Below are 17,033 nucleotides of genomic sequence, written 5' to 3' on the forward strand. Positions count from 1 at the left end.
GTCAGCCGATCGACTTGGCGGTCTCGTCGATGGCGTAGGGCAGGGACAGCAGGGTGGCCTGCGACATGGCCGCGCCGATCGCCGGGCCCTCGCTGTCGAGCAGGTACGACACCGTGCCGTTCTTGACGGCGGGCAGGTTGGTGAACAGCGGGTGGTTCTTCAGCGCGTTGATGTCGGCCTGGTCGTTGATCACGAAGACGCGGTCGACGTTGATCAGGTCGATGCGCTCGGGCGACAGCGGTACATAGAATTTGCCGTCGGCGAGCCGGTCGATCTCCGGCACACCCTGGAAGCCCATCCCGGTGAGCAGTTGGCCGCGCACGTCGGTGGTGGTGAACGGCGCGAGCTGGTCCTTGTACCAGGAGACCGCGACGGCCCTTTGCCTGGTGAACTCCGGGCGGGTGGTGCGGAGCGTGTCCAGTTTGGTCCGGATGTCCTGTACCAGCCGGGCGCCTTCGTCGGGCTTGCCGAGGGTTTTGGCGATGTGCAGCGCGTTGTCCTGCCAGGGTGCGCTGAACGGCTCCTTCTCGCCCTTGGTGCGACCCACCGTCGGGGCGAGCTTGGCGAGCTTGTCGTACGCGGCCTGGTCGATCTCGGAGTAGACGGCGATGATCAGGTCCGGGCGCAACTGGGCGATCTTCTCGTAGTTGGGGCCGGAGTCCCCGTTCTTCATCACGACTTCGGGGCGGGCGCCGCCCCACTTGTCCTTCGTCCAGGGCCACTGGGTGTTGATGTCGGGGGTGGTTCCGGGCGGGTTCGGATACTGGTCGACCATGCCGACCGGCTTGTAGCCGAGGGCCAGGACCGCCTGGTCGTCGGTGTAGCCGACGGTGACGATGCGCTGCGGCGCCTTGCGTATCGTCGTCGACCCGAACGCGTGCTCCACGGTGGTCGGGAAGGCCCCCGCGGCGGCCGGCGGCGGGGTGTTGCCGGCGGCGGCGCCGTCGGCCTTCCCGTCGGCCCTGTCGGAGCCGCATCCGGCGAGGAGGCCGATGCCGAGGGCCGCGGCGGAGGCCGTCGCGGCCAGGCGCCGCCAGGGCTTCGTACGTGTGGTTCCGGGGAGGTGCATGAGGGTTCCTTGGTCGCAGACGTACGCATCACCCGACTTAGGGCAGGCTTACCTTACTTGATCGGGATCAGGAGGAGTCGGCGGAGTGACGATCCTCATGCGCGGCGACGTCGGTCCGCTTTCCCGCCCGGACATGGGCCCGGCCGATCGGCACGACGAGCGGTCGGTCGCCGACCGGGTCGTCGATCACCGTCGCGGTCAACCCGAAGGCCTCGCGCAGCAGTTCGGCGCTGATCACGTCGCGGGGGTGCCCCTGGGCCAGGATCGAGCCCGCCCGCATCACGACGAGGTTGTCGCTGTACCGCGCCGCCAGGTTGAGATCGTGCAGCACCATGACCACCGTGCGGCCCGCCTCGTGCAGGTCGTCCACCAGGTCGAGGACGTCGATCGCGTGCGCCAGGTCGAGGTAGGTGGTCGGCTCGTCCAGGAGCAAAAGGTCGGTTCCCTGGGCCAGGGTCATCGAGATCCATACGCGCCGGCGCTGCCCGCCGGACAGCGAGTCGACCGCGCGGTCGGCCAGGTCGGCCACGCCGGTCATGGCCAGTGCGCGCTCGACCACCGAGGCATCGTCGGACGACCACTGGCGCAGCCAACTCTGGTGCGGATGGCGGCCCTTGGCGACCAGATCCGCCACCGTCAGCCCCTCCGGCGCCACCGGCGCCTGGGGCAGCAGGCCGAGCTTCTTCGCCACGTCGCGGGTCCTGAGCGTGGCGATGTCCTCGCCGTCCAGCACGACCGCGCCCCGCGTCGGCTCGAGCAGCCGCGAAAGGGTGCGCAGCAGCGTCGACTTGCCGCAGCCGTTGGGCCCGATGATGGTGGTGACCAGGCCCGACGGGATCACCACGTCGAGGCCGTCGATGACCGTCGCGCCGCCGTAGCCGACGGTGATCCCGTGGGCCGTCAGGCGCGGGATCCGGTCGACCCCGGACGCCGTCCCGGCCTTGCTCCCGGTTTCCTTCCCGGCTTCGCTCCCGGTCTCGGTCATGCGCTGCGCGGCCACGAACACCCCTCGGATCGCCTGTCCATTACGCCCGCTGCCGGAGGTTGGCCCGCACCAGCAGGTATACGAGGAAGGGGCCGCCGATGGCGGCGGTGACCACGCCCACGGGCAGCGCGACCGGCAGCGCGGTGCGCGCGACCAGATCCGCGCCGATGAGCAGCAGCGCCCCCACCACCCCCGAGGCTGCCAACGGGGGCGTCGGGGTCCCGACCAGTCGCATCGCCACCTGGGGCGCCATCAGCGCGACGAACGGAACGGGCCCCGCCGCGCTCACCGCGGCACCCGCGAGCAGGACCGCGCACAGCAGAAGTACCGCGCGTACGGCGACATATCGCACGCCCAGGCCGGCGGCGACCTCGTCGCCCAGGTGCATCGGCTTGAACTGGAAGGCGATCGCCATCACGACGAGCATCAGCACGAGCGTGCACCAGAAGGCCACCCGCACCTCGTCCCAGGAGCGGTTGTCGAGCGAGCCGACCAGCCACGCCTGGGCCCTGGCCACGTCGCGGATGTCGGCGGTGGCCAGCAGCCAGGTCGTGACCGCCTGCGTCACCGCGTTCGCCGAGATGCCGATGAGGATGAGCCGCAGGCCGTCGATGCCCCGGCGCCAGGCCAGGGCGTAGACGAGCAGACCGGTTCCGAGGCCGCCCGCGAGCGCCGCGGTGGACAGTCCCACGGAGCCGGCGATCGCCGCGGACGCTCCGCCCGACACGGTCACCAGGAACACCGCGACCGCGCTCGCGCCGCCGGTGATGCCGAGAACGTCCGGACTGGCCAGCGGATTTCGGGCGAGCGACTGGGTGAGCGCCCCGGAGACCCCCAGTGCGATGCCCACGATCAGGCCCGCCAGGGCCCTCGGCATGCGCAGGTCCATGACGACGAACTCGTCGACCGCGTCGCCCCGGCCGAGGATCGTCGCGATCACCCGGTCCAGTCCGAGCCGGAAGTCGCCGACGGCGATGGACACGCAGAACAGCAGGAAGGTCGCCGCGATCAGCGCCAGCGTCACCACGACGACGCGCGGTCGCCAGACGAACGACACGTGCCCGAACCGCACCCCGGGGCGGGTCGAGGAGCGGATCAGGGGGCCGACTTCCGCGCCGCTCACAGGCCCTTGATCCTTCCGCGCCACACCAGCACCGCGAAGGACGGGGCGCCGAGCAGGGCCACCAGCACACCCGCGTCCAACTCGCCCGGCCGCACCACGACGCGTCCCACGATGTCGCACAGCAACAGGACGAGCGCGCCGAGCAGGCCCGCGTAGGGCACCAGCAGGCGATAGTCCGGGCCGGTCAGGTATCGGGCCACGTGGGCCACCATGAGACCCAGGAAGGCGATCGGGCCGCATGCCGCCGTCGCCGCTCCCGCGAGGACGGTGACGGCGACGATGCCGGTGACGCGGGTCCGCACGATGTTCACCCCCAGGCCCCGAGCCACGTCGTCGCCCAGGCCGAGCAGGTTGAGCGCGGGCAACGTGGCGAGCGCGGCGACCAGTCCGAGTGCGACGAGCCCGGCCACCGGCCCGATCACGTCGAACCCGACGCCGGCCACCGAGCCCGCGTTCCAAAAGCGCAGCGCGTCCATGGCCGCCTTGTCCGACAACGACACCGCGGTCGTCATCGCGGCGAGGAAGACCGTGACCCCCTGGCCGGCCAACGCCAGGGTCAGCGGGTTTCCCGCTCCCCGCCCGATGCTCGCCAGCCCGAACACCACGGCGCCGGCGACACCGGCCCCGGCGACGGCGAACCACACGTACTGCGTCGGCTCGGCGAACCCGAACACGGCGATGGCCGTCGCGACGGCGAACGACGCGCCGGCGTTGACCCCCACCAACCCCGTGTCCGCGATCGGATTGCGCGTGTATCCCTGGATCAACGCGCCGCCGACGCCCAGCGCGATGCCCGCCACGATCGCGAGCACCGTACGCGGGAGGCGCACGGTCTGCACGATGAGCCGGACCTCGTTGCGCCGCTGGTCCGGGTCCGGCGCCGCGAACAGACCGTGCCACACCTCGGACGGACTCAGCGCCCGCGCGCCGACGGCCAGGGACGCCACCACCGCGAGCGCGAGCGCGGCGATCAGCACGCACAGTCCGACCAGGCGCCGCCGACGTACGTCCGCGGTGGCGGGGGCGGGGCCCGCGGGCGCGGTTTGGCGGAGGATGATGTCCGTCATGCCGGACACCCTCCGGAAACCCACCATGCGTCAGGAACACCCCGTGCCATGCCACTCCCGTCGTGCTGCGGCTCACCACCGGGCATGCGGCAACACCCGGGGATGGGCGCATCGATAGAGCGGCACGCCGAAGACTTAGGTTAGCCTAAGCTGACTTCGCCTTTGTTGTCGAGCACCTCGGGCGCACCCCGACCCGGGTGGAGCGCTACCCGATGTGTGGGCGGCGGATCGTCGCCGGCCGGGGGTGGCGGGGAACGGGAGGGGGATCGGGGGTGGGGTCTATCGCGAAGACGCTGCGGCCGGAGGTGGCTTCGCCGATGCCTCCGCGTTTGATCACGCGGTAGTGGACCTCGGCGCTGCTGCCCTCGCAGGCGCGTACCCGGTCCAGGGGGATCTGCGCCGAGCCGTCGCCCCGGGCCCGTTCGACGGTGAAGCGGGTCTCGAACGGCTCGACGCCGGACGGTCGTGGGGTCCAGGTGACGACGACGGTGTCGCCGCTGTCGACCGGGACGTCGTCGTACGGCACGGTGACGGTTGCGCCACGCGCGTCGAGTCGGTCCAGGCTGATGTGTCCGTTGGTTGCCTCGGTGACGTCGGCGAAATCGAGCAACGGCGGGTATTCGCTGACGCATTCGACGACGGCGCCGCTGGGTGCCTCCAGGGTTCTGCCGTCCGGTTTGATCAGTCGGTAGGTCACCTGCACGGCCGCGCCCGCACTCCAGCAGACCTTGGCGTGCGGCAGGGGAACGTAGACGGCGCCGACCCCCGCGACGGCGGTGTGTACCTCGAACGCCCCGACGAGGGTGGGGGATCGTGGCGCCCACGTCACCACGAGACCGTCGCCGGGCCGGCACACCGCCGCCGGGGCGGTGATCCGTACGGTCAGGTCCCGCCGCCCGTGTCGATCGAGGTCGACGCGATCGTCGACGGCGTCGCACACCTGCGGCGGCGCCAACAGCTCGCAAACGGACATGGTGGACGTCCCTTCCACGAACGAAGATCACTCGTCGGCCACTTCGCAGCGTAACCAGGAAAACATCCGGCAACACCTCATTGCCGGGACGAAGATGCCAGGTCGAGATCTTGCGTCGGTCGAGGCTTCGCCGGGTCGTCCGAGTGCCGGGGTCGGCACGGCGGTTGCCTCGTTCGCGCCGGGAGCGGATCGCCTCGCCCCGATTCGTGACCGCTGCCTCGATCGTGCGGCGGGTACGGCTCCCACGCGTCGTGGAGATGTGCCGGCGCCCCCGTCGCGGCGCAGTCGTGGCGTTCGGTCGCGGCTTCAGGATTCGCCCTACGATGTGCGCATGAGTTCGGGCGAACGACACGCAGGTGCCTCGATGACGCGGGAGTCGGCCACCGGTGAACGCCTGGAGGTCGCCGCTTCGGTACTGGCCCTGCTCGCGGACCGTACCCGGCTCGCCCTGCTCGACCGACTCGGCCGGGGCGAGGCCGACGTCACGACGCTGACCCGGGACTGCGCCGCGCCGCGCCCCTCCGTCAGCCAGCACCTCGCGAAACTGCGACTGGCCGGCCTCGTTGCCGCCCGCAAGGACGGGCGCCGCGTCGTGTATTCGCTGCGCCACGGCCATCTGCGTCGACTGGTGGACGAGGCGCTCCAGGTGGCCGACCACACGATCGGCGAACTGCCGCCGCACGATTGACGCTTGCGGGGCCTGGGGTCTCCGGCGGGTTTCGTGATGATCAACGCGTGCATGCGTGCGCACATGATGAGTACGCTGGTCTCGCCCCTCGACGGTGCCGAACGGGACGAGGCCGATGCCGATGCTTGCCGTATTACGAAATCGCACCTATCGCCGTCTGTTCACCGCGCAGGTCGTCGCGCTCGTGGGTACCGGACTGGCCACGGTCGCACTGAGCCTGCTCGCCTACGACATCGCGGGGGCGGACGCCTCCGTCGTGCTGGGCACGGCGCTCGCGATCAAGATGGTCGCGTACGTCGTCGTCTCGCCCGTCGCCGGCGCGCTCGCGCATCGGGTCTCCCGGCGGGGACTGCTGGTCGCGATGGACCTCGTCCGTGCCCTCGTCGCGCTCGCGCTGCCGTTCGTCACCCAGGTGTGGCAGATCTACGCGCTGATCCTGCTGCTCCAGGGCGCGTCGGCGATCTTCACGCCCACATTCCAGGCCGGCATCCCCGAACTCCTGCCCGAGGAGGGCGAGTACACGGCCGCCCTGTCGATGTCCCGGCTCGCCTACGACCTGGAAAGCCTGTTCAGCCCGGCGTTGGCCGCTTTGTTACTCGAACTGGTCTCGTATCACTGGCTGTTCGCCGGGACGACGGTGGGCTTCGTCGCCTCGGCCACCCTGGTCGTCTCGGTCGTGTTGCCTCGGCCCGCGCCGGCGGAGCGGGCCCGGGACGTGCGCGGTCGATATGCGCAAGCGGGCCTCGGGTTCCGGTTGTTCCGCGATACGCCGGGGCTGCGGGCGCTGTTGGCCCTTGATCTGGCGGTCGCGGCGGCGAGCGCGGTCGTCTTCGTGAACACGGTCGTTCTGGTTCGGGAGCACTTCGGGCGGAGCGCGGGTGCGGTCTCGTTGGCGCTGGGTGCCTATGGCGGGGGTTCGATGGTGGCGGCCCTGCTGCTGCCGCGCCTGCTGCGCCGCTTTGCGGATCGGGGCGTGATGTCGGTCGCGGCCGGTGCGCTTCCGATGCTCTTGGCCGCCGTCGCGGGGCTTACGGCGGTGGCGCCGAACGCTCGGTCCTGGGTGCTGCTCCTGGTCGTGTGGGCGGCGATCGGCGCGGCGTGTTCGCTGGTGCTCACGCCGGCCGGGCGGGTGATTCGGCGGTCGGCGGGGGCGGCGGACCTGCCCGCCGCGTTCGCCGCTCAGTTCTCCCTGTCCCACGGGTGCTGGCTGGTGACCTATCCGCTCGCCGGATGGTTGGCCGCGGGCGCGGGCATGCCGGTCACCGCGACGGTGCTGGGCGGCATCGCCCTGGCGGGAGCGGTCGGTGCGGCGGCGTGTCGGCCCCGTCGAGGGGGCGCCGAACTCTTGCATGTGCACCGCGACCTGCCCGCCGACCACCCACACCTGGTCGACGCCGTGCCCTCGGCCGGCGGATGGCGGCATCGACACGCCTATGTGATCGACCGGCACCACGGCCACCGGCCCGACGCGCTGTCGGAGCGTGCCTGAACTGGGCTCGGTCATCGATGTGCTGCTCCTGGGTCTAGTCTGGATACCGGCGTAGGGTATGGGCGACGCGAGGCGGAGGGTGGGTACGTGACGGCGCGCACTGCGGGATCGGTGGCACGCGGGCCGCGTGGTATCGCCCGTGTCCTCGTGCGTGGCCTGCTCCTGCTGCTGCTGACGCTCGGTGTCATGGGCATGCATACGCTCGGCCATCCGGCGTCGGCGGCTGCGCCTGGATCGGCCCCTGGATCGGCCCCGGTCGTGGCGGCCGATCCTGCCGCCGGCATGGCCGCGGATGCGGCCGGTGCGGGTCGCGGCGCGATGGAGCCGATGGCGCCCGACCGTCATGGCGGTTGCCCGGATCGCGACTGCTCCGCCGACGGCGGCCCGCACCACGATTCCGACCCGACCACGATCTGCCTGGCCGTGCTGCTCGCGGGCCTCGGCGTCGTGGTGGCCGCCCTGGCCGTACTCGCCCTGCGTCGTGCCCGGACCCGGCGCCGACGTCGGCCGCGAGCCCGACTGGCGGCTTTCGTACTGGGGTTGCCGCCACCGAGGACACCCGACCTCACCCTCCTGCGAGTGCTGCGCAGATAGGCCGACGCCCCGTCCCGGGCCACGGCCGGGGACTTCGCGCCCTGTTTCGCATCGCCGAGCCCGCCGTACGGGCGGGCCGCACATTCCTAGGAGAAGCACGACCATGAAGCGATTCACCCGTACCCGTACCCGCGCCCTTGCCCTGACCGCCGCCCTGTTGTCCGGTGCGCTCGTCCTCGCCGCGTGCGGCAGCGATGACGAGGACAAGTCCTCGGCGAAGGCTTCCACTTCCGCGTCCGCTCCCGCCTCGGCCTCGGCTCCGGCTCCGGCGGGTGCGTTCAACGACGCGGACGTGATGTTCGCGCAGATGATGATTCCGCACCACGAGCAGGCCGTGGAGATGGCCAAGGAGGCGCCGGCCAAGGCGGCCGACCCCGAGGTGAAGCAGCTCGCCGCGACGATCGAGGCGGCGCAGGCCCCGGAGATCCGGCTGATGAAAGGTTGGCTCACCACCTGGGGCAAGCCGACCTCGGCTCCGGGTGGCATGAGCCATGGCGGCGGCATGATGTCCGAGGCGGACATGATCGCGTTCAAGGCGTCCACCGGTGCCGACTTCGACCGGCGGTTCCTCGCCATGATGATCGAACACCACAACGGCGCAATCGCCATGGCGGAGACGGAACTCGCCCGGGGCGTCGATCCCGCCGCGCGCAAGTTGGCCGAGCAGATCAGGAGTTCGCAGGCAACCGAGGTGCGGCAGATGCGGCAACTGCTCGCCGGCAAGGGCGGCACCACTCCCGGTTCGCCGTCGATGCCGGGGATGAACCACTAGCCGGCTCCGAACGCCGCCGTCCCTCCGCCGCCGATATCCTCTGCGGCGAGGGGCGGCGGCCCATGCCACGACGTTCCCGACGACCTCGGACCGGGCCGCCGCCGTGCGCCCGTAACGCCGCCCCCGCTCAGTTCGGGGTCGGGGTCGTGGTGGCGTCGCTGTCGTCGACCCGGCGGACCTCCGGGGCGGGCCACTCCTCGAGGGAGTAGCAGACGGCGAAGTCGTCCACATCCATCCAGCCCACCGCATGGCGGGGGTCGTCCTCGGCGTCGGCGATCAGGATCGCCGCCGTGCCGTCGCGCGGATGGGTGCCGTGCGCGTGTCGGACGCCGAGGACCAGGACCAGGCGCGGCGAGAAGTCGGCGTTCGGCTCGAATTCGTCGCGTAGTCGCCAGGTTTGGCCCGGCGCGGCGATCAGCCACGGTGAGAGGTCGGCGATCCGGTCGCAGGCCACCCGAGTGGCCGCTGCTCGGTCGAGGTGGTCGTCGGTGATCAGGGCGTCGATCCAGGCGTTGACGAGAGCTCCGGCGCCGAAGGCTCCGAGGAGATGGTCGATGCGCTTGTCGTTGGGGTTCATTGTCAGAACCCACGAGTGTGGACGGGGTATTGGTTCTCGTCGGACCGGTTGGAGGTGGGATCGGGATTCTGATGGGTGGTACGGGTGGTGTGCATGAGGCTCGGCGCTCCCTGTGGGTCGGTCGACGGCGGGTGGACGGCCGGGCGGACGATCGTGGACGTCCTCCGTGGGTGTGAACCGGAATGGACGCCCGGGTATGCCGGGGTGGAGCGACATGATGGAGCGGATGCCGTCCGCGCTTGGTTTGCGCGCGGTCCGGGTGCGACCGGCGCGCGACCCGCGCGCGGGTGCGGCGACGTACGGCCCGATCACGAGCGGTTTGTGACAGCCGGCCGAGGATGGCCGGCCGGCGCGGTCACAGCGGCCACCCATGGTCGTGCATGGGGCGCCCATGAGTACGCGATACGCGGTGATTTGCTGATTTACCTGACGAACCGCCCATGGTGGTGTCAAGCTTGAGGGTCCGAGTGGAGGCATGCCGACGACGTGGCGGGGGATCCGATGGGTGAGTGGTCGCAGGGAGTGGAAGTCGGTGTCGGTGGGATCCCGCCGGTGCCGAGCGAGGACGGTGCCGGCGTGGGTGCCGGTGCGCGGTCCGCCGAGCGGGCGTGATCCCGGAGCCGCAGGGGGCCGAGGCCCTCCCCTCGACTCCCGCCCGAGACGCCGCCTCCGGCACCGGCTCGACCCCGGCGAGCCGCGCCGCGCGGTCGGCCGCCAACGGGGCCGGTCGCCCCGACGACGCACCCACGCCGGCCCGGCGACGACTGCTCCAGGTGCTCACCCTGGCCGAGGCGGGCCTCGAACGCCTCGACCGCCGAGGCCCCCACCGGGAGTCGGCGGCCCGTCCCGACGCCGGCCGCGGCGCCGGCGGGCAGTTCGTCGTGGAGACCGCCCGCCTCGTGCTGATCGCCGACCGGATCCCGCACGCCGCACCGGAGATCCGATCCGCGCTCCACCGCATCGCGACTCTGCTGGCCCCGCTCGCCCGCACCCCGGAACGCATCGCGCTGCTCGTCCGACACCCGCGTACCGCCGTGCCGTTCGCCATCACGCATCTCGCCGTGGAGCAACTCGGCGCCTCCGACCCCCACTTCACGGCGACCCTGCGTCGGGCCTTCGCGACCGGCCACGTCGACGCCGTCGAACGGCCGCCGCATCGCCGCCTGGAGGCGGCCTGGCTGCGGGCTCAGTGCGGCGGCGAACCGGTCGACCACACCGCACACCGCCAGGGTTCGATCCTGGCCGCACACCCGCACCCGCTGCACATGAGCCTCGCCGACCTGCACGCGCTCACGCACACCCTGTTCCATCTCACCGACTTCGGTCGCCGCGAACTCCCCGACGAAGTCGACCCGACCGAGCTGCGCAGCGTCCTCGACGCCTGCCTGCTCTGGCACCTCTTCGAGGAAAACACGGACCTGGTGGCGGAGTTGCTGACCGCCGCACTGCTCCTGCCGGGTCCGGTGTCGCGCACCGCGCTGCTGTGTCGGGACGCACTCGACGCGCTGTGGACCGAGGTGGGCTTCCTGCCCGGGCCCGGCCCCGGCCGGCAGCCGAAGCTTTTCGGCACGATCACCGGCACGGAACGCGAGACCTACGCCTTCCGGCACGACTTCCACACGATGTACGCCGCCGGCCTGATGCACGCGGTGGCCCTCGGCCGCGCGCCGCACGACGTGTGGGCGCGGCCCGGGACGCCGGCCGACCCGGGGCGGGTCGGCGTGTACTCGGACCGATGGCCGCTGTGGATTCGCCTCGTCACGCGCGACGGGCCGGGCCTGCCCGTCGCGCCGGCCGCCGAGGCGGCGATCATCCGGGCCGGGCGCGACGGCGCGTACGCCGAGATGGAGAACGCCCTCCTGTCGGCTCCCGCGCACGGCGTGTCCCCGCTCACCGTCGCCCACGCCCGCGACCTGCTCGACCGCCACCTCACGAGCGAGCGACCCGACATCGACGCGCGGAGATGACGCCCCCGCGTCCGCGCCGCCCTCGCCTACCGCACGCCGGCCAGTACCACGAGCGTTTCCGACGTCAGCCGATCGCCCCGAGTGTCCGTCACCTCGTAGTGGATCCGCGCCGAACGCACGGGGACGCGGGTGACCACTTCGCGCGGGATGTCGAGGAGGGGCAGTTGCCCCGGCGGCGGGATGGGCACCGAACATCCGGAGACGCGGGCGACCACTTCGCGCGGGATGTCGAGGAGAGGCGGGTGCCCCGGCTGCTTGCCCTCGCCCATGACGTGGGTCAGGGTGAACGCCGTGTCGGCGACAGGATCCGCGCCCTCGAAGTCCCGGCAGCCGAGGTAGTGCAGCGTGATCGTATGGCCCGGCGGGGGAGCGTAGGGGATCTCCACCGTGACGACGGTGGCCTCGGGCCACAGCGTGATCGCCTCGACGCAGCACTGTGTGGCCGACGCCACCATGACCATGGTCGGCAGGTCGAGGGTGGGCTTGGGCAACTTCCGCTTGGGATCCGGGTGTTGCAGCCACCACTCGCTCATGCCGACCTCCACGCCGCGACCTGGCGGGCCCGCTCCACATCGGGCCCGCGCCAGTCTGGCACAGCCGCTACCGCACGACCGGCCCCGCGTCCGTCGGTGATTCCGCCGTGGTGGTGGCGTCGTGCGCGCGCGCCAGGGCATCGACCGGCAGCGGCTTCACCGGCGGACGCGCGGTGAAGGCGCCGATCGTCTCCCTCGGCACGCCGGTTTCCCGGTGCAGGAGTTCGAGCAGGGCCGGGCCGCACATCCGGCCCTGGCAGGGGCCCATGCCGGCGCGGGTGAGCAGCTTGACCGCGTCGGCGGTGCCCAGGCCCGGGTTGTCCGCCAGCGTGCGGCGGACTCCGCCGAAGGTGATCTCCTCACAGCGGCACAGCACGGTGTCGTCGTCGGCGAGCGCGTGCAGCCCGGCCCGGTGGGGTGCGCACGTGTGGTCCAGGAACGCCGCCATCCGCCCGGTGGCGGCCAACTCGGCCTCGACGGGGCGCAGTTCCCGGTCGTGCACGGCGGATTCGAGCAGGCCCAGGCTGCGGCCGATGTCGAGGCCGGCGCGGCGTCCGGTGGCCACGGCGTGTTCGGCGCCGGCCACGCCGGTGAGTTCGCCGGCCGCCCAGATGTGCGGCAGCGACGTGCGCATCGCGTCGTCGTGGTCGAGCACCCAGCCGCCGGCCGGGCCGTTCCAGTGCGCCGCGCAGCCCGCCTGGCGGGCCAGCTCGGTGGAGGGAACGAAGCCGTATCCGGTGCCCACGGTGTCGCAGCCGACGGTACGGGCGCTGCCCGGGACCGGGCGCCAGTCCTGGTCGACGCGAGCCAACACGGCGGCGGCGACGTGCTGTTCGCCCTCGGCTCGCAGCAGCAGTGTGCGGGTGTGCACCGGTACGCCCGCCCGACGCAGTGTGCGCAGGGCGGCCAGGCCCTCGGCGACCTTGGCCCGGTTCCCGGGCAGTGCGGCGACGGCGCGGATCAGGTCGGCGGGGGCGGGCAGGTGCTGGGCGAAGGCGACTTCGGCCACGTCCGCGCCCGCGCGCACCAGCTGCGCGGCGGCGATCAGCAGCAGCGGGTGTGCGCCGGCCAGCACGATCCGCCGACCGGCGAGCGTGCGGTGGCCCTTGAGCAGGGCCTGGATGCCGCCGACGGTGAGAAAGCCCGGGAGGGTCCAGCCCGGGAGCGGCACCGGCAGGTCGTAGGCGCCGGCGGTGAGCAACAGGGCCCGGGGCAGCAGGACTTCGACGCCCTGGGGGCCGTGCACCGCGACCCGGGGCCCGGCCGGGACGGGTGTGCCGGGCGGCGCGGCCCAGCCGTCGGGTGCGGTGCGGGTGGCGAATACGCCCCAGGCGGTGGTGTGGTGGGCGAAGTCGATGCCCGGATGCGCGGCGGCGCGGGTGAGCAGCGCGCGACCGGCCGCGTACGCGGGGGCGGAGAGCGGGTCCGGGCCCGGGTTGGCCGGGTCGGGGCGGCGCCAGATCTGGCCTCCGGGGCGCGGCTGTTCGTCGACGACCAGGACCCGGGCGCCGTGCGTGGCGGCGGTGACGGCGGCGGCCAGCCCGGCGGGTCCGGCGCCGACGACGAGCAGGTCGGGGGTGGTGGTGTTCATCGGGCTTCCTCGCCGGTGGTGTCCACGCTCATGCCGGCGCGTACGGGTTCCTGGCAGGAGCGGATCAGGGGCGCGCCGTCGACGGTGACGGTGCACTCGAAGCAGACGCCCATCCCGCAGTAGGCCGCGCGCGGCCGGCCGGCGCGGTCGTGCCGGGTGACGGGTTCGTCGATCGCGATCAGCGCGGCGGCGAGCGAGCGACCGCCCGGCACCTCGCGCGGGACGCCGTCGAGGGTGATGGTCACCTGCCCCGGCCGGCCGGAGGGGGAGTGGTCAGACAAAGTTCAACGCTCCGAACCGTGCGGGGGAGTAGTCGTCCAGGGGCAGGGCGGTACTTCCGGTCAGGATCTGTTCGGCGAGCAGGCGGCTGTAGGTGGGGCCGAGGGTGAAGCCGGATCCGCCGGTGGCGACGTACAGGTCGGGGCGGCGCGGAACGGCGCCGAGCAGCGGGAGTTGGTCGGGGGCGAGCGAGGTGGCGCCGGACCACACGCGCAACACGGGCAACCGCTGCACGGCCGGCACCACGCGGGCGGCGTCGGCGCCGGCGAAGACCGAGTCCAGGCGCAGTTCGGGGCGGGCGTCCAGGTCCAGGGTGCCGGCGTGTTGGACGAACTTGGCGGCCCGGCCGCCGCCGATCAGGATGTTGCCCTCCGCGCTCTGCTTGAGCGAGAGCCGTCGGCCGGCGTGTTGCACCAGGTGCGGGACCAGTGGCCGGGTGGCGGCGGTGACGGTCATGGTCAGCGCGACGGGGACCACGGGCAGTCGGATGTCGGCCATCGCGGCGACCTCGGCGGTCCACACGCCGGCGGCGACGACCACGGCGCGCGCGCTCAGGCGCGGTCCCGCGGCGGTGTCGGCGAGCCAGTGCCGGCCGTCGTGGCGCAGCGCGGTCAGTCGTACGCCGGTCTCGATGCGGGCGCCGAGCCGCCGCGCGGCGCGGGCGTAGGCGTGGGTGACGAGCCGGGGGTCGGCCTTGCCCTCGCCGGGACACCACGCGGCGCCGACGACCCGCTCGGACAGATACGGCGCCAACGCGTGCGTGGCACGGGCGTCCAGGAGTTCGACGTCGAGGCCGTGGCTGTGCTCCAAGTGCGTCTTGTGCGCGAGCAGGGCCAGGTCCTCGGGCGTCTCGGCGAGCATCAGACCGCCGCCGCGGCGCACGCCGCACGGTTCGCCGAGTTCGTCCTCCAGACCGGCCCACGAGTTCATCGCGTCCAGGTGCAGCGGCAGTGCCTCGGCGGCACGGGCGGCGACGGCGTGGCCGTGTTGGATCATCCGGTATTCGAGTTGGAAGTGCAGGCTGCCGGCGTTCTGGCCGGAGGCGTGCCGGTTCAGCTGGTCCTTTTCGATCAGATGCACGCCGGCACCGCCGCGGGCGAGATGGTAGGCCACCGCGCAGCCGAGCAACCCGCCGCCGATGACCAGGACTTCGGTACGTTCCATCAGGAGACGAGTCCCAACTCGGCGAGGGTGGCGTGGACTTGCTCGGCCTCGGCGGCGGTGAGCGGCAGCAGTGGTCGGCGCGGGTGTCCGGCGGGCACGCCGCGCAGGGTCAGGGCGTGCTTGAGGATGGCGGGAGCGCTGGCGAAGCGCGGCCCGTAGTCGGGGGTGAACCAGGCCCGCATCAGCACCCGGTCGCGGGCACCGACGGCCAGCGCCGCGGCCTCGTCGCCGGCGGCGAGGTGGGTGAAGAACGCGGGGTGGTCGCGGCCGAGCACGGCTCCGGCGCCCATCAGGCCGTCGCCGCCGATGCCGCGCATCAGGGCGGCGCCGACCGCGTCCGTGGGAATGCCGAAGTAGCGCACCCGCTCGTGCAGGGCGACCAGGCCGCGGACGAAGCCGCCGAAGTCGCCGGTGGAGTTCTTGATCGCTACCACGGTGGGCAGGTCGGCGATCGCGGTCAGGGTTTCGGTGTCCAGGTCGACGCCGGTGCCGCGCGGCCAGTTGTACACGCACAGCGGGATGTCGACGGCGGTGGAGACCTCCTCGTAGAAGGCGATCGTCTCGCGCGCGTTGGGCACCACGTACGGCGGCGGGGTGAGCAGGATGCCGTCGAGGCCGGCGGCCCTGGCGGCGCGGGCGTGGCCGATCGCGGCGGCGGCGGTGTAGGCGTTGCAGCCGCCGAGCAGGGTGTATCGGCCGCGGACCCGGCGGGCTGCGTGGGTGAACAGGGTGGCGCGTTCGGTGGCGGTGAGCGTGTACCACTCGCCGGTGGTGCCGGCGATGACCACGCCGTCCAGGCCCTCGGCGGCGAACCATTCCAGTTGTTCGTCCCAGGCGGCCAGGTCGAGGTCGCCCTGGGAGGTGAAGGGGGTGGTCACGGCCGGTATGTAGCCGTGCCAGTCGACGGTGGTGCGGTCCATGCCCTCGATCCTTTCGGGGACACAAACCCGGGATCCGACCCACGCGGGCCGTTCGGCGCCGGTGGGCCTGGTACGTGCGGCACGCTCCGGCCGTACGGCGCGGTCGGCCGGCGCGTCCGGGGTGTGGGGGAGCGACCACACCCCGGACGCGCAAGCCGACCGCGCCGCGCGCCGTGGCGACGCGAGGCCCGCACGTCGCGGGGCGTCGAGGTGACCCGCGCCTACGGCGACGGGTGTACCCGCGGGCCGTACGGCGCGGGCAACCCCCGTGCCGTACCACCTCGGGAGCACCCGAAGTCGCGATGGCCCGAGAGCCCCGCCGCGCTACGGCAACGGGCGTACCCGCGACCGCCGGCCCGCCGGGACCGCCCGCCGCGCTACGGCGTGGGAAGTACCCTCGCCCCGGTGCCCCGGGCGCACCCGTGCCTCACGGCATCGGAGGCGTGACCGCGACCAGTAGCCGTGCCGGGGCGTCGGAGTTGTTGACGAACCGGTGCGGCAGACGCGAATCGAACGTGATCGCGTCGCCCTCGTGCAGGTGGTGGACGCGACCGTCCACCTCGACGTCGAGTTCTCCGGCGAGTACCGTGGCGCATTCCGTGGAGGGATGGCTGTACGGCTCGTCGGAGGAGGCCTGGCCCGGCTCGATGTCCGCTTCCAGCACTTCCAGATCGCCCGTTCCGGGGGTGAGCCTGGAGTAGGTGATGTGCTGACGGGCGGCACCGAGCCGCATGCGCCGCTCACGCGTGGTGACAGCCACGCGCGGTACGTCGGGGTCGTCGAACAGGGTGGCGATGGAGGTGTCGAAAACGCGGGCGAGCTTGCGCAAGGTGCTCAGACTCGGTTCCGCGGCGCCGTTCTCCAACTGGCTGAGCATGCCCGCCGAAATACCGGCTGCGGCGGCCAACTGACGCAAGGTCAGATCGTGCGCCTGCCGTAGTTCGCGCAGTCGGTCACCCAGCATGGTCCGATCCCGTTCGCTTCGCTGCCGAGTACCCTCGACTCGTGGATCCTGGCTTGTGCTATCGACTTGTTCAACGTGATTGAACGCTTCGGGGCGAAGATAAGCACGGTGCCGACCCCCCGTCAAGATCGATTGGCTCGGTGTGGGGGTGAAGCACGCCCTCCCGACGTACCGCGGGGGAAGTACGCGTCGGGAAAAGCGGGTTCGCCGCTCCCCGCTCGCCGCCGTCGGCATTTGTCCCCGACAACGCCTGTGAGCAGTCATCGAGCGGATGTCGA

General features: G+C 72.3%; 17 protein-coding genes. 5 read left to right on the forward strand and 12 right to left on the reverse strand.

Translation table 11 applies throughout. The features are described 5' to 3' along the window. Window position 1: 1 nt before the first annotated feature. From B4N89_RS35450 to B4N89_RS35470, 5 genes are all read right to left on the reverse strand, one after another. Window positions 2–1,069 (reverse strand): iron-siderophore ABC transporter substrate-binding protein, encoded by a 1,068-nt coding sequence (locus tag B4N89_RS35450; protein WP_078980555.1) that lies wholly within the window; start codon window positions 1,067–1,069, stop codon window positions 2–4. Window positions 1,070–1,136: 67 nt separating this feature from the next. Continuing rightward, entirely contained in the window at window positions 1,137–2,054 is a 918-nt protein-coding gene (locus B4N89_RS35455; RefSeq protein WP_235619128.1) for an ABC transporter ATP-binding protein, read from the reverse strand. Between the two features lie 40 nt (window positions 2,055–2,094). Further along, window positions 2,095–3,177 carry a FecCD family ABC transporter permease gene (locus tag B4N89_RS35460; RefSeq protein WP_078980556.1) on the reverse strand — a complete coding sequence of 361 codons (1,083 nt, stop codon included), beginning with the start codon at window positions 3,175–3,177 and terminating at the stop codon, window positions 2,095–2,097. Further along, window positions 3,174–4,244 carry a FecCD family ABC transporter permease gene (locus tag B4N89_RS35465; RefSeq protein WP_078980757.1) on the reverse strand — a complete coding sequence of 357 codons (1,071 nt, stop codon included), beginning with the start codon at window positions 4,242–4,244 and terminating at the stop codon, window positions 3,174–3,176. Before B4N89_RS35465 ends, B4N89_RS35460 begins: the two co-directional genes overlap by 4 nt. A 205-nt stretch (window positions 4,245–4,449) precedes the next feature. After that, window positions 4,450–5,217, reverse strand: coding sequence for a hypothetical protein (locus B4N89_RS35470; RefSeq protein ID WP_078980557.1), 768 nt, complete (start codon window positions 5,215–5,217; stop codon window positions 4,450–4,452). A gap of 331 nt (window positions 5,218–5,548) precedes the next feature. Between B4N89_RS35470 and B4N89_RS35475 the strand changes: the two genes are divergently transcribed. The 4 genes from B4N89_RS35475 to B4N89_RS35490 all read left to right on the forward strand — a co-directional run bounded on the left by B4N89_RS35475 (window position 5,549) and on the right by B4N89_RS35490 (window position 8,760). Then, window positions 5,549–5,905, forward strand: coding sequence for an ArsR/SmtB family transcription factor (locus B4N89_RS35475; RefSeq protein ID WP_078980558.1), 357 nt, complete (start codon window positions 5,549–5,551; stop codon window positions 5,903–5,905). A gap of 121 nt (window positions 5,906–6,026) precedes the next feature. Further along, the gene (locus tag B4N89_RS35480; protein WP_078980758.1) at window positions 6,027–7,394 is read left to right on the forward strand and encodes an MFS transporter; all 1,368 of its coding nucleotides are present in this window, start codon (window positions 6,027–6,029) and stop codon (window positions 7,392–7,394) included. Between the two features lie 147 nt (window positions 7,395–7,541). Further along, window positions 7,542–7,988 (forward strand): DUF6153 family protein, encoded by a 447-nt coding sequence (locus B4N89_RS35485; protein WP_143658196.1) that lies wholly within the window; start codon window positions 7,542–7,544, stop codon window positions 7,986–7,988. A 103-nt stretch (window positions 7,989–8,091) separates the two neighbouring features. Continuing rightward, window positions 8,092–8,760, forward strand: a complete 669-nt coding sequence (locus B4N89_RS35490) for a DUF305 domain-containing protein (protein WP_078980560.1) — start codon at window positions 8,092–8,094, stop codon at window positions 8,758–8,760. A 127-nt stretch (window positions 8,761–8,887) separates the two neighbouring features. On the opposite strand, the gene B4N89_RS35495 is transcribed toward B4N89_RS35490, so the two are convergent. Then, window positions 8,888–9,337, reverse strand: coding sequence for a hypothetical protein (locus B4N89_RS35495; protein ID WP_078980561.1), 450 nt, complete (start codon window positions 9,335–9,337; stop codon window positions 8,888–8,890). 608 nt (window positions 9,338–9,945) lie between these two features. Between B4N89_RS35495 and B4N89_RS35500 the strand changes: the two genes are divergently transcribed. Next, window positions 9,946–11,304 carry a DUF6895 family protein gene (locus B4N89_RS35500; protein ID WP_078980562.1) on the forward strand — a complete coding sequence of 453 codons (1,359 nt, stop codon included), beginning with the start codon at window positions 9,946–9,948 and terminating at the stop codon, window positions 11,302–11,304. Window positions 11,305–11,330: 26 nt separating this feature from the next. On the opposite strand, the gene B4N89_RS35505 is transcribed toward B4N89_RS35500, so the two are convergent. The 6 genes from B4N89_RS35505 to B4N89_RS35530 all read right to left on the reverse strand — a co-directional run bounded on the left by B4N89_RS35505 (window position 11,331) and on the right by B4N89_RS35530 (window position 16,755). After that, window positions 11,331–11,837 (reverse strand): hypothetical protein, encoded by a 507-nt coding sequence (locus B4N89_RS35505; RefSeq protein ID WP_143658197.1) that lies wholly within the window; start codon window positions 11,835–11,837, stop codon window positions 11,331–11,333. A gap of 67 nt (window positions 11,838–11,904) precedes the next feature. Continuing rightward, window positions 11,905–13,428, reverse strand: a complete 1,524-nt coding sequence (locus B4N89_RS35510) for an NAD(P)/FAD-dependent oxidoreductase (RefSeq protein ID WP_078980564.1) — start codon at window positions 13,426–13,428, stop codon at window positions 11,905–11,907. Next, window positions 13,425–13,709, reverse strand: coding sequence for a (2Fe-2S)-binding protein (locus B4N89_RS35515; protein ID WP_078980565.1), 285 nt, complete (start codon window positions 13,707–13,709; stop codon window positions 13,425–13,427). Before B4N89_RS35515 ends, B4N89_RS35510 begins: the two co-directional genes overlap by 4 nt. Then, window positions 13,702–14,871, reverse strand: a complete 1,170-nt coding sequence (locus B4N89_RS35520) for an NAD(P)/FAD-dependent oxidoreductase (protein WP_078980566.1) — start codon at window positions 14,869–14,871, stop codon at window positions 13,702–13,704. Before B4N89_RS35520 ends, B4N89_RS35515 begins: the two co-directional genes overlap by 8 nt. Next, window positions 14,871–15,791, reverse strand: coding sequence for a dihydrodipicolinate synthase family protein (locus tag B4N89_RS35525; RefSeq protein ID WP_078980567.1), 921 nt, complete (start codon window positions 15,789–15,791; stop codon window positions 14,871–14,873). Before B4N89_RS35525 ends, B4N89_RS35520 begins: the two co-directional genes overlap by 1 nt. Window positions 15,792–16,218: 427 nt before the next feature. Next, window positions 16,219–16,755 carry a helix-turn-helix domain-containing protein gene (locus B4N89_RS35530; RefSeq protein ID WP_078980568.1) on the reverse strand — a complete coding sequence of 179 codons (537 nt, stop codon included), beginning with the start codon at window positions 16,753–16,755 and terminating at the stop codon, window positions 16,219–16,221. Between the last annotated feature and the right edge of the window lie 278 nt (window positions 16,756–17,033).

The organism is Embleya scabrispora (assembly GCF_002024165.1).
Lineage (GTDB): Bacteria > Actinomycetota > Actinomycetes > Streptomycetales > Streptomycetaceae > Embleya > Embleya scabrispora_A.

What these genes read in the sequence shown, in the direction of transcription:
- B4N89_RS35490 (WP_078980560.1), top strand. Translation starts at nt 8,092, where the DNA reads ATGAAGCGATTCACCCGTACCCGTACCCGCGCCCTTGCCCTGACCGCC.
- B4N89_RS35480 (WP_078980758.1), top strand. Translation starts at nt 6,027, where the DNA reads ATGCTTGCCGTATTACGAAATCGCACCTATCGCCGTCTGTTCACCGCG.
- B4N89_RS35470 (WP_078980557.1), bottom strand. Translation starts at nt 5,217, where the DNA reads ATGTCCGTTTGCGAGCTGTTGGCGCCGCCGCAGGTGTGCGACGCCGTC.
- B4N89_RS35525 (WP_078980567.1), bottom strand. Translation starts at nt 15,791, where the DNA reads ATGGACCGCACCACCGTCGACTGGCACGGCTACATACCGGCCGTGACC.
- B4N89_RS35505 (WP_143658197.1), bottom strand. Translation starts at nt 11,837, where the DNA reads ATGAGCGAGTGGTGGCTGCAACACCCGGATCCCAAGCGGAAGTTGCCC.
- B4N89_RS35465 (WP_078980757.1), bottom strand. Translation starts at nt 4,244, where the DNA reads ATGACGGACATCATCCTCCGCCAAACCGCGCCCGCGGGCCCCGCCCCC.
- B4N89_RS35530 (WP_078980568.1), bottom strand. Translation starts at nt 16,755, where the DNA reads ATGCTGGGTGACCGACTGCGCGAACTACGGCAGGCGCACGATCTGACC.
- B4N89_RS35450 (WP_078980555.1), bottom strand. Translation starts at nt 1,069, where the DNA reads ATGCACCTCCCCGGAACCACACGTACGAAGCCCTGGCGGCGCCTGGCC.
- B4N89_RS35520 (WP_078980566.1), bottom strand. Translation starts at nt 14,871, where the DNA reads ATGGAACGTACCGAAGTCCTGGTCATCGGCGGCGGGTTGCTCGGCTGC.
- B4N89_RS35495 (WP_078980561.1), bottom strand. Translation starts at nt 9,337, where the DNA reads ATGAACCCCAACGACAAGCGCATCGACCATCTCCTCGGAGCCTTCGGC.
- B4N89_RS35475 (WP_078980558.1), top strand. Translation starts at nt 5,549, where the DNA reads ATGAGTTCGGGCGAACGACACGCAGGTGCCTCGATGACGCGGGAGTCG.
- B4N89_RS35510 (WP_078980564.1), bottom strand. Translation starts at nt 13,428, where the DNA reads ATGAACACCACCACCCCCGACCTGCTCGTCGTCGGCGCCGGACCCGCC.
- B4N89_RS35455 (WP_235619128.1), bottom strand. Translation starts at nt 2,054, where the DNA reads ATGACCGAGACCGGGAGCGAAGCCGGGAAGGAAACCGGGAGCAAGGCC.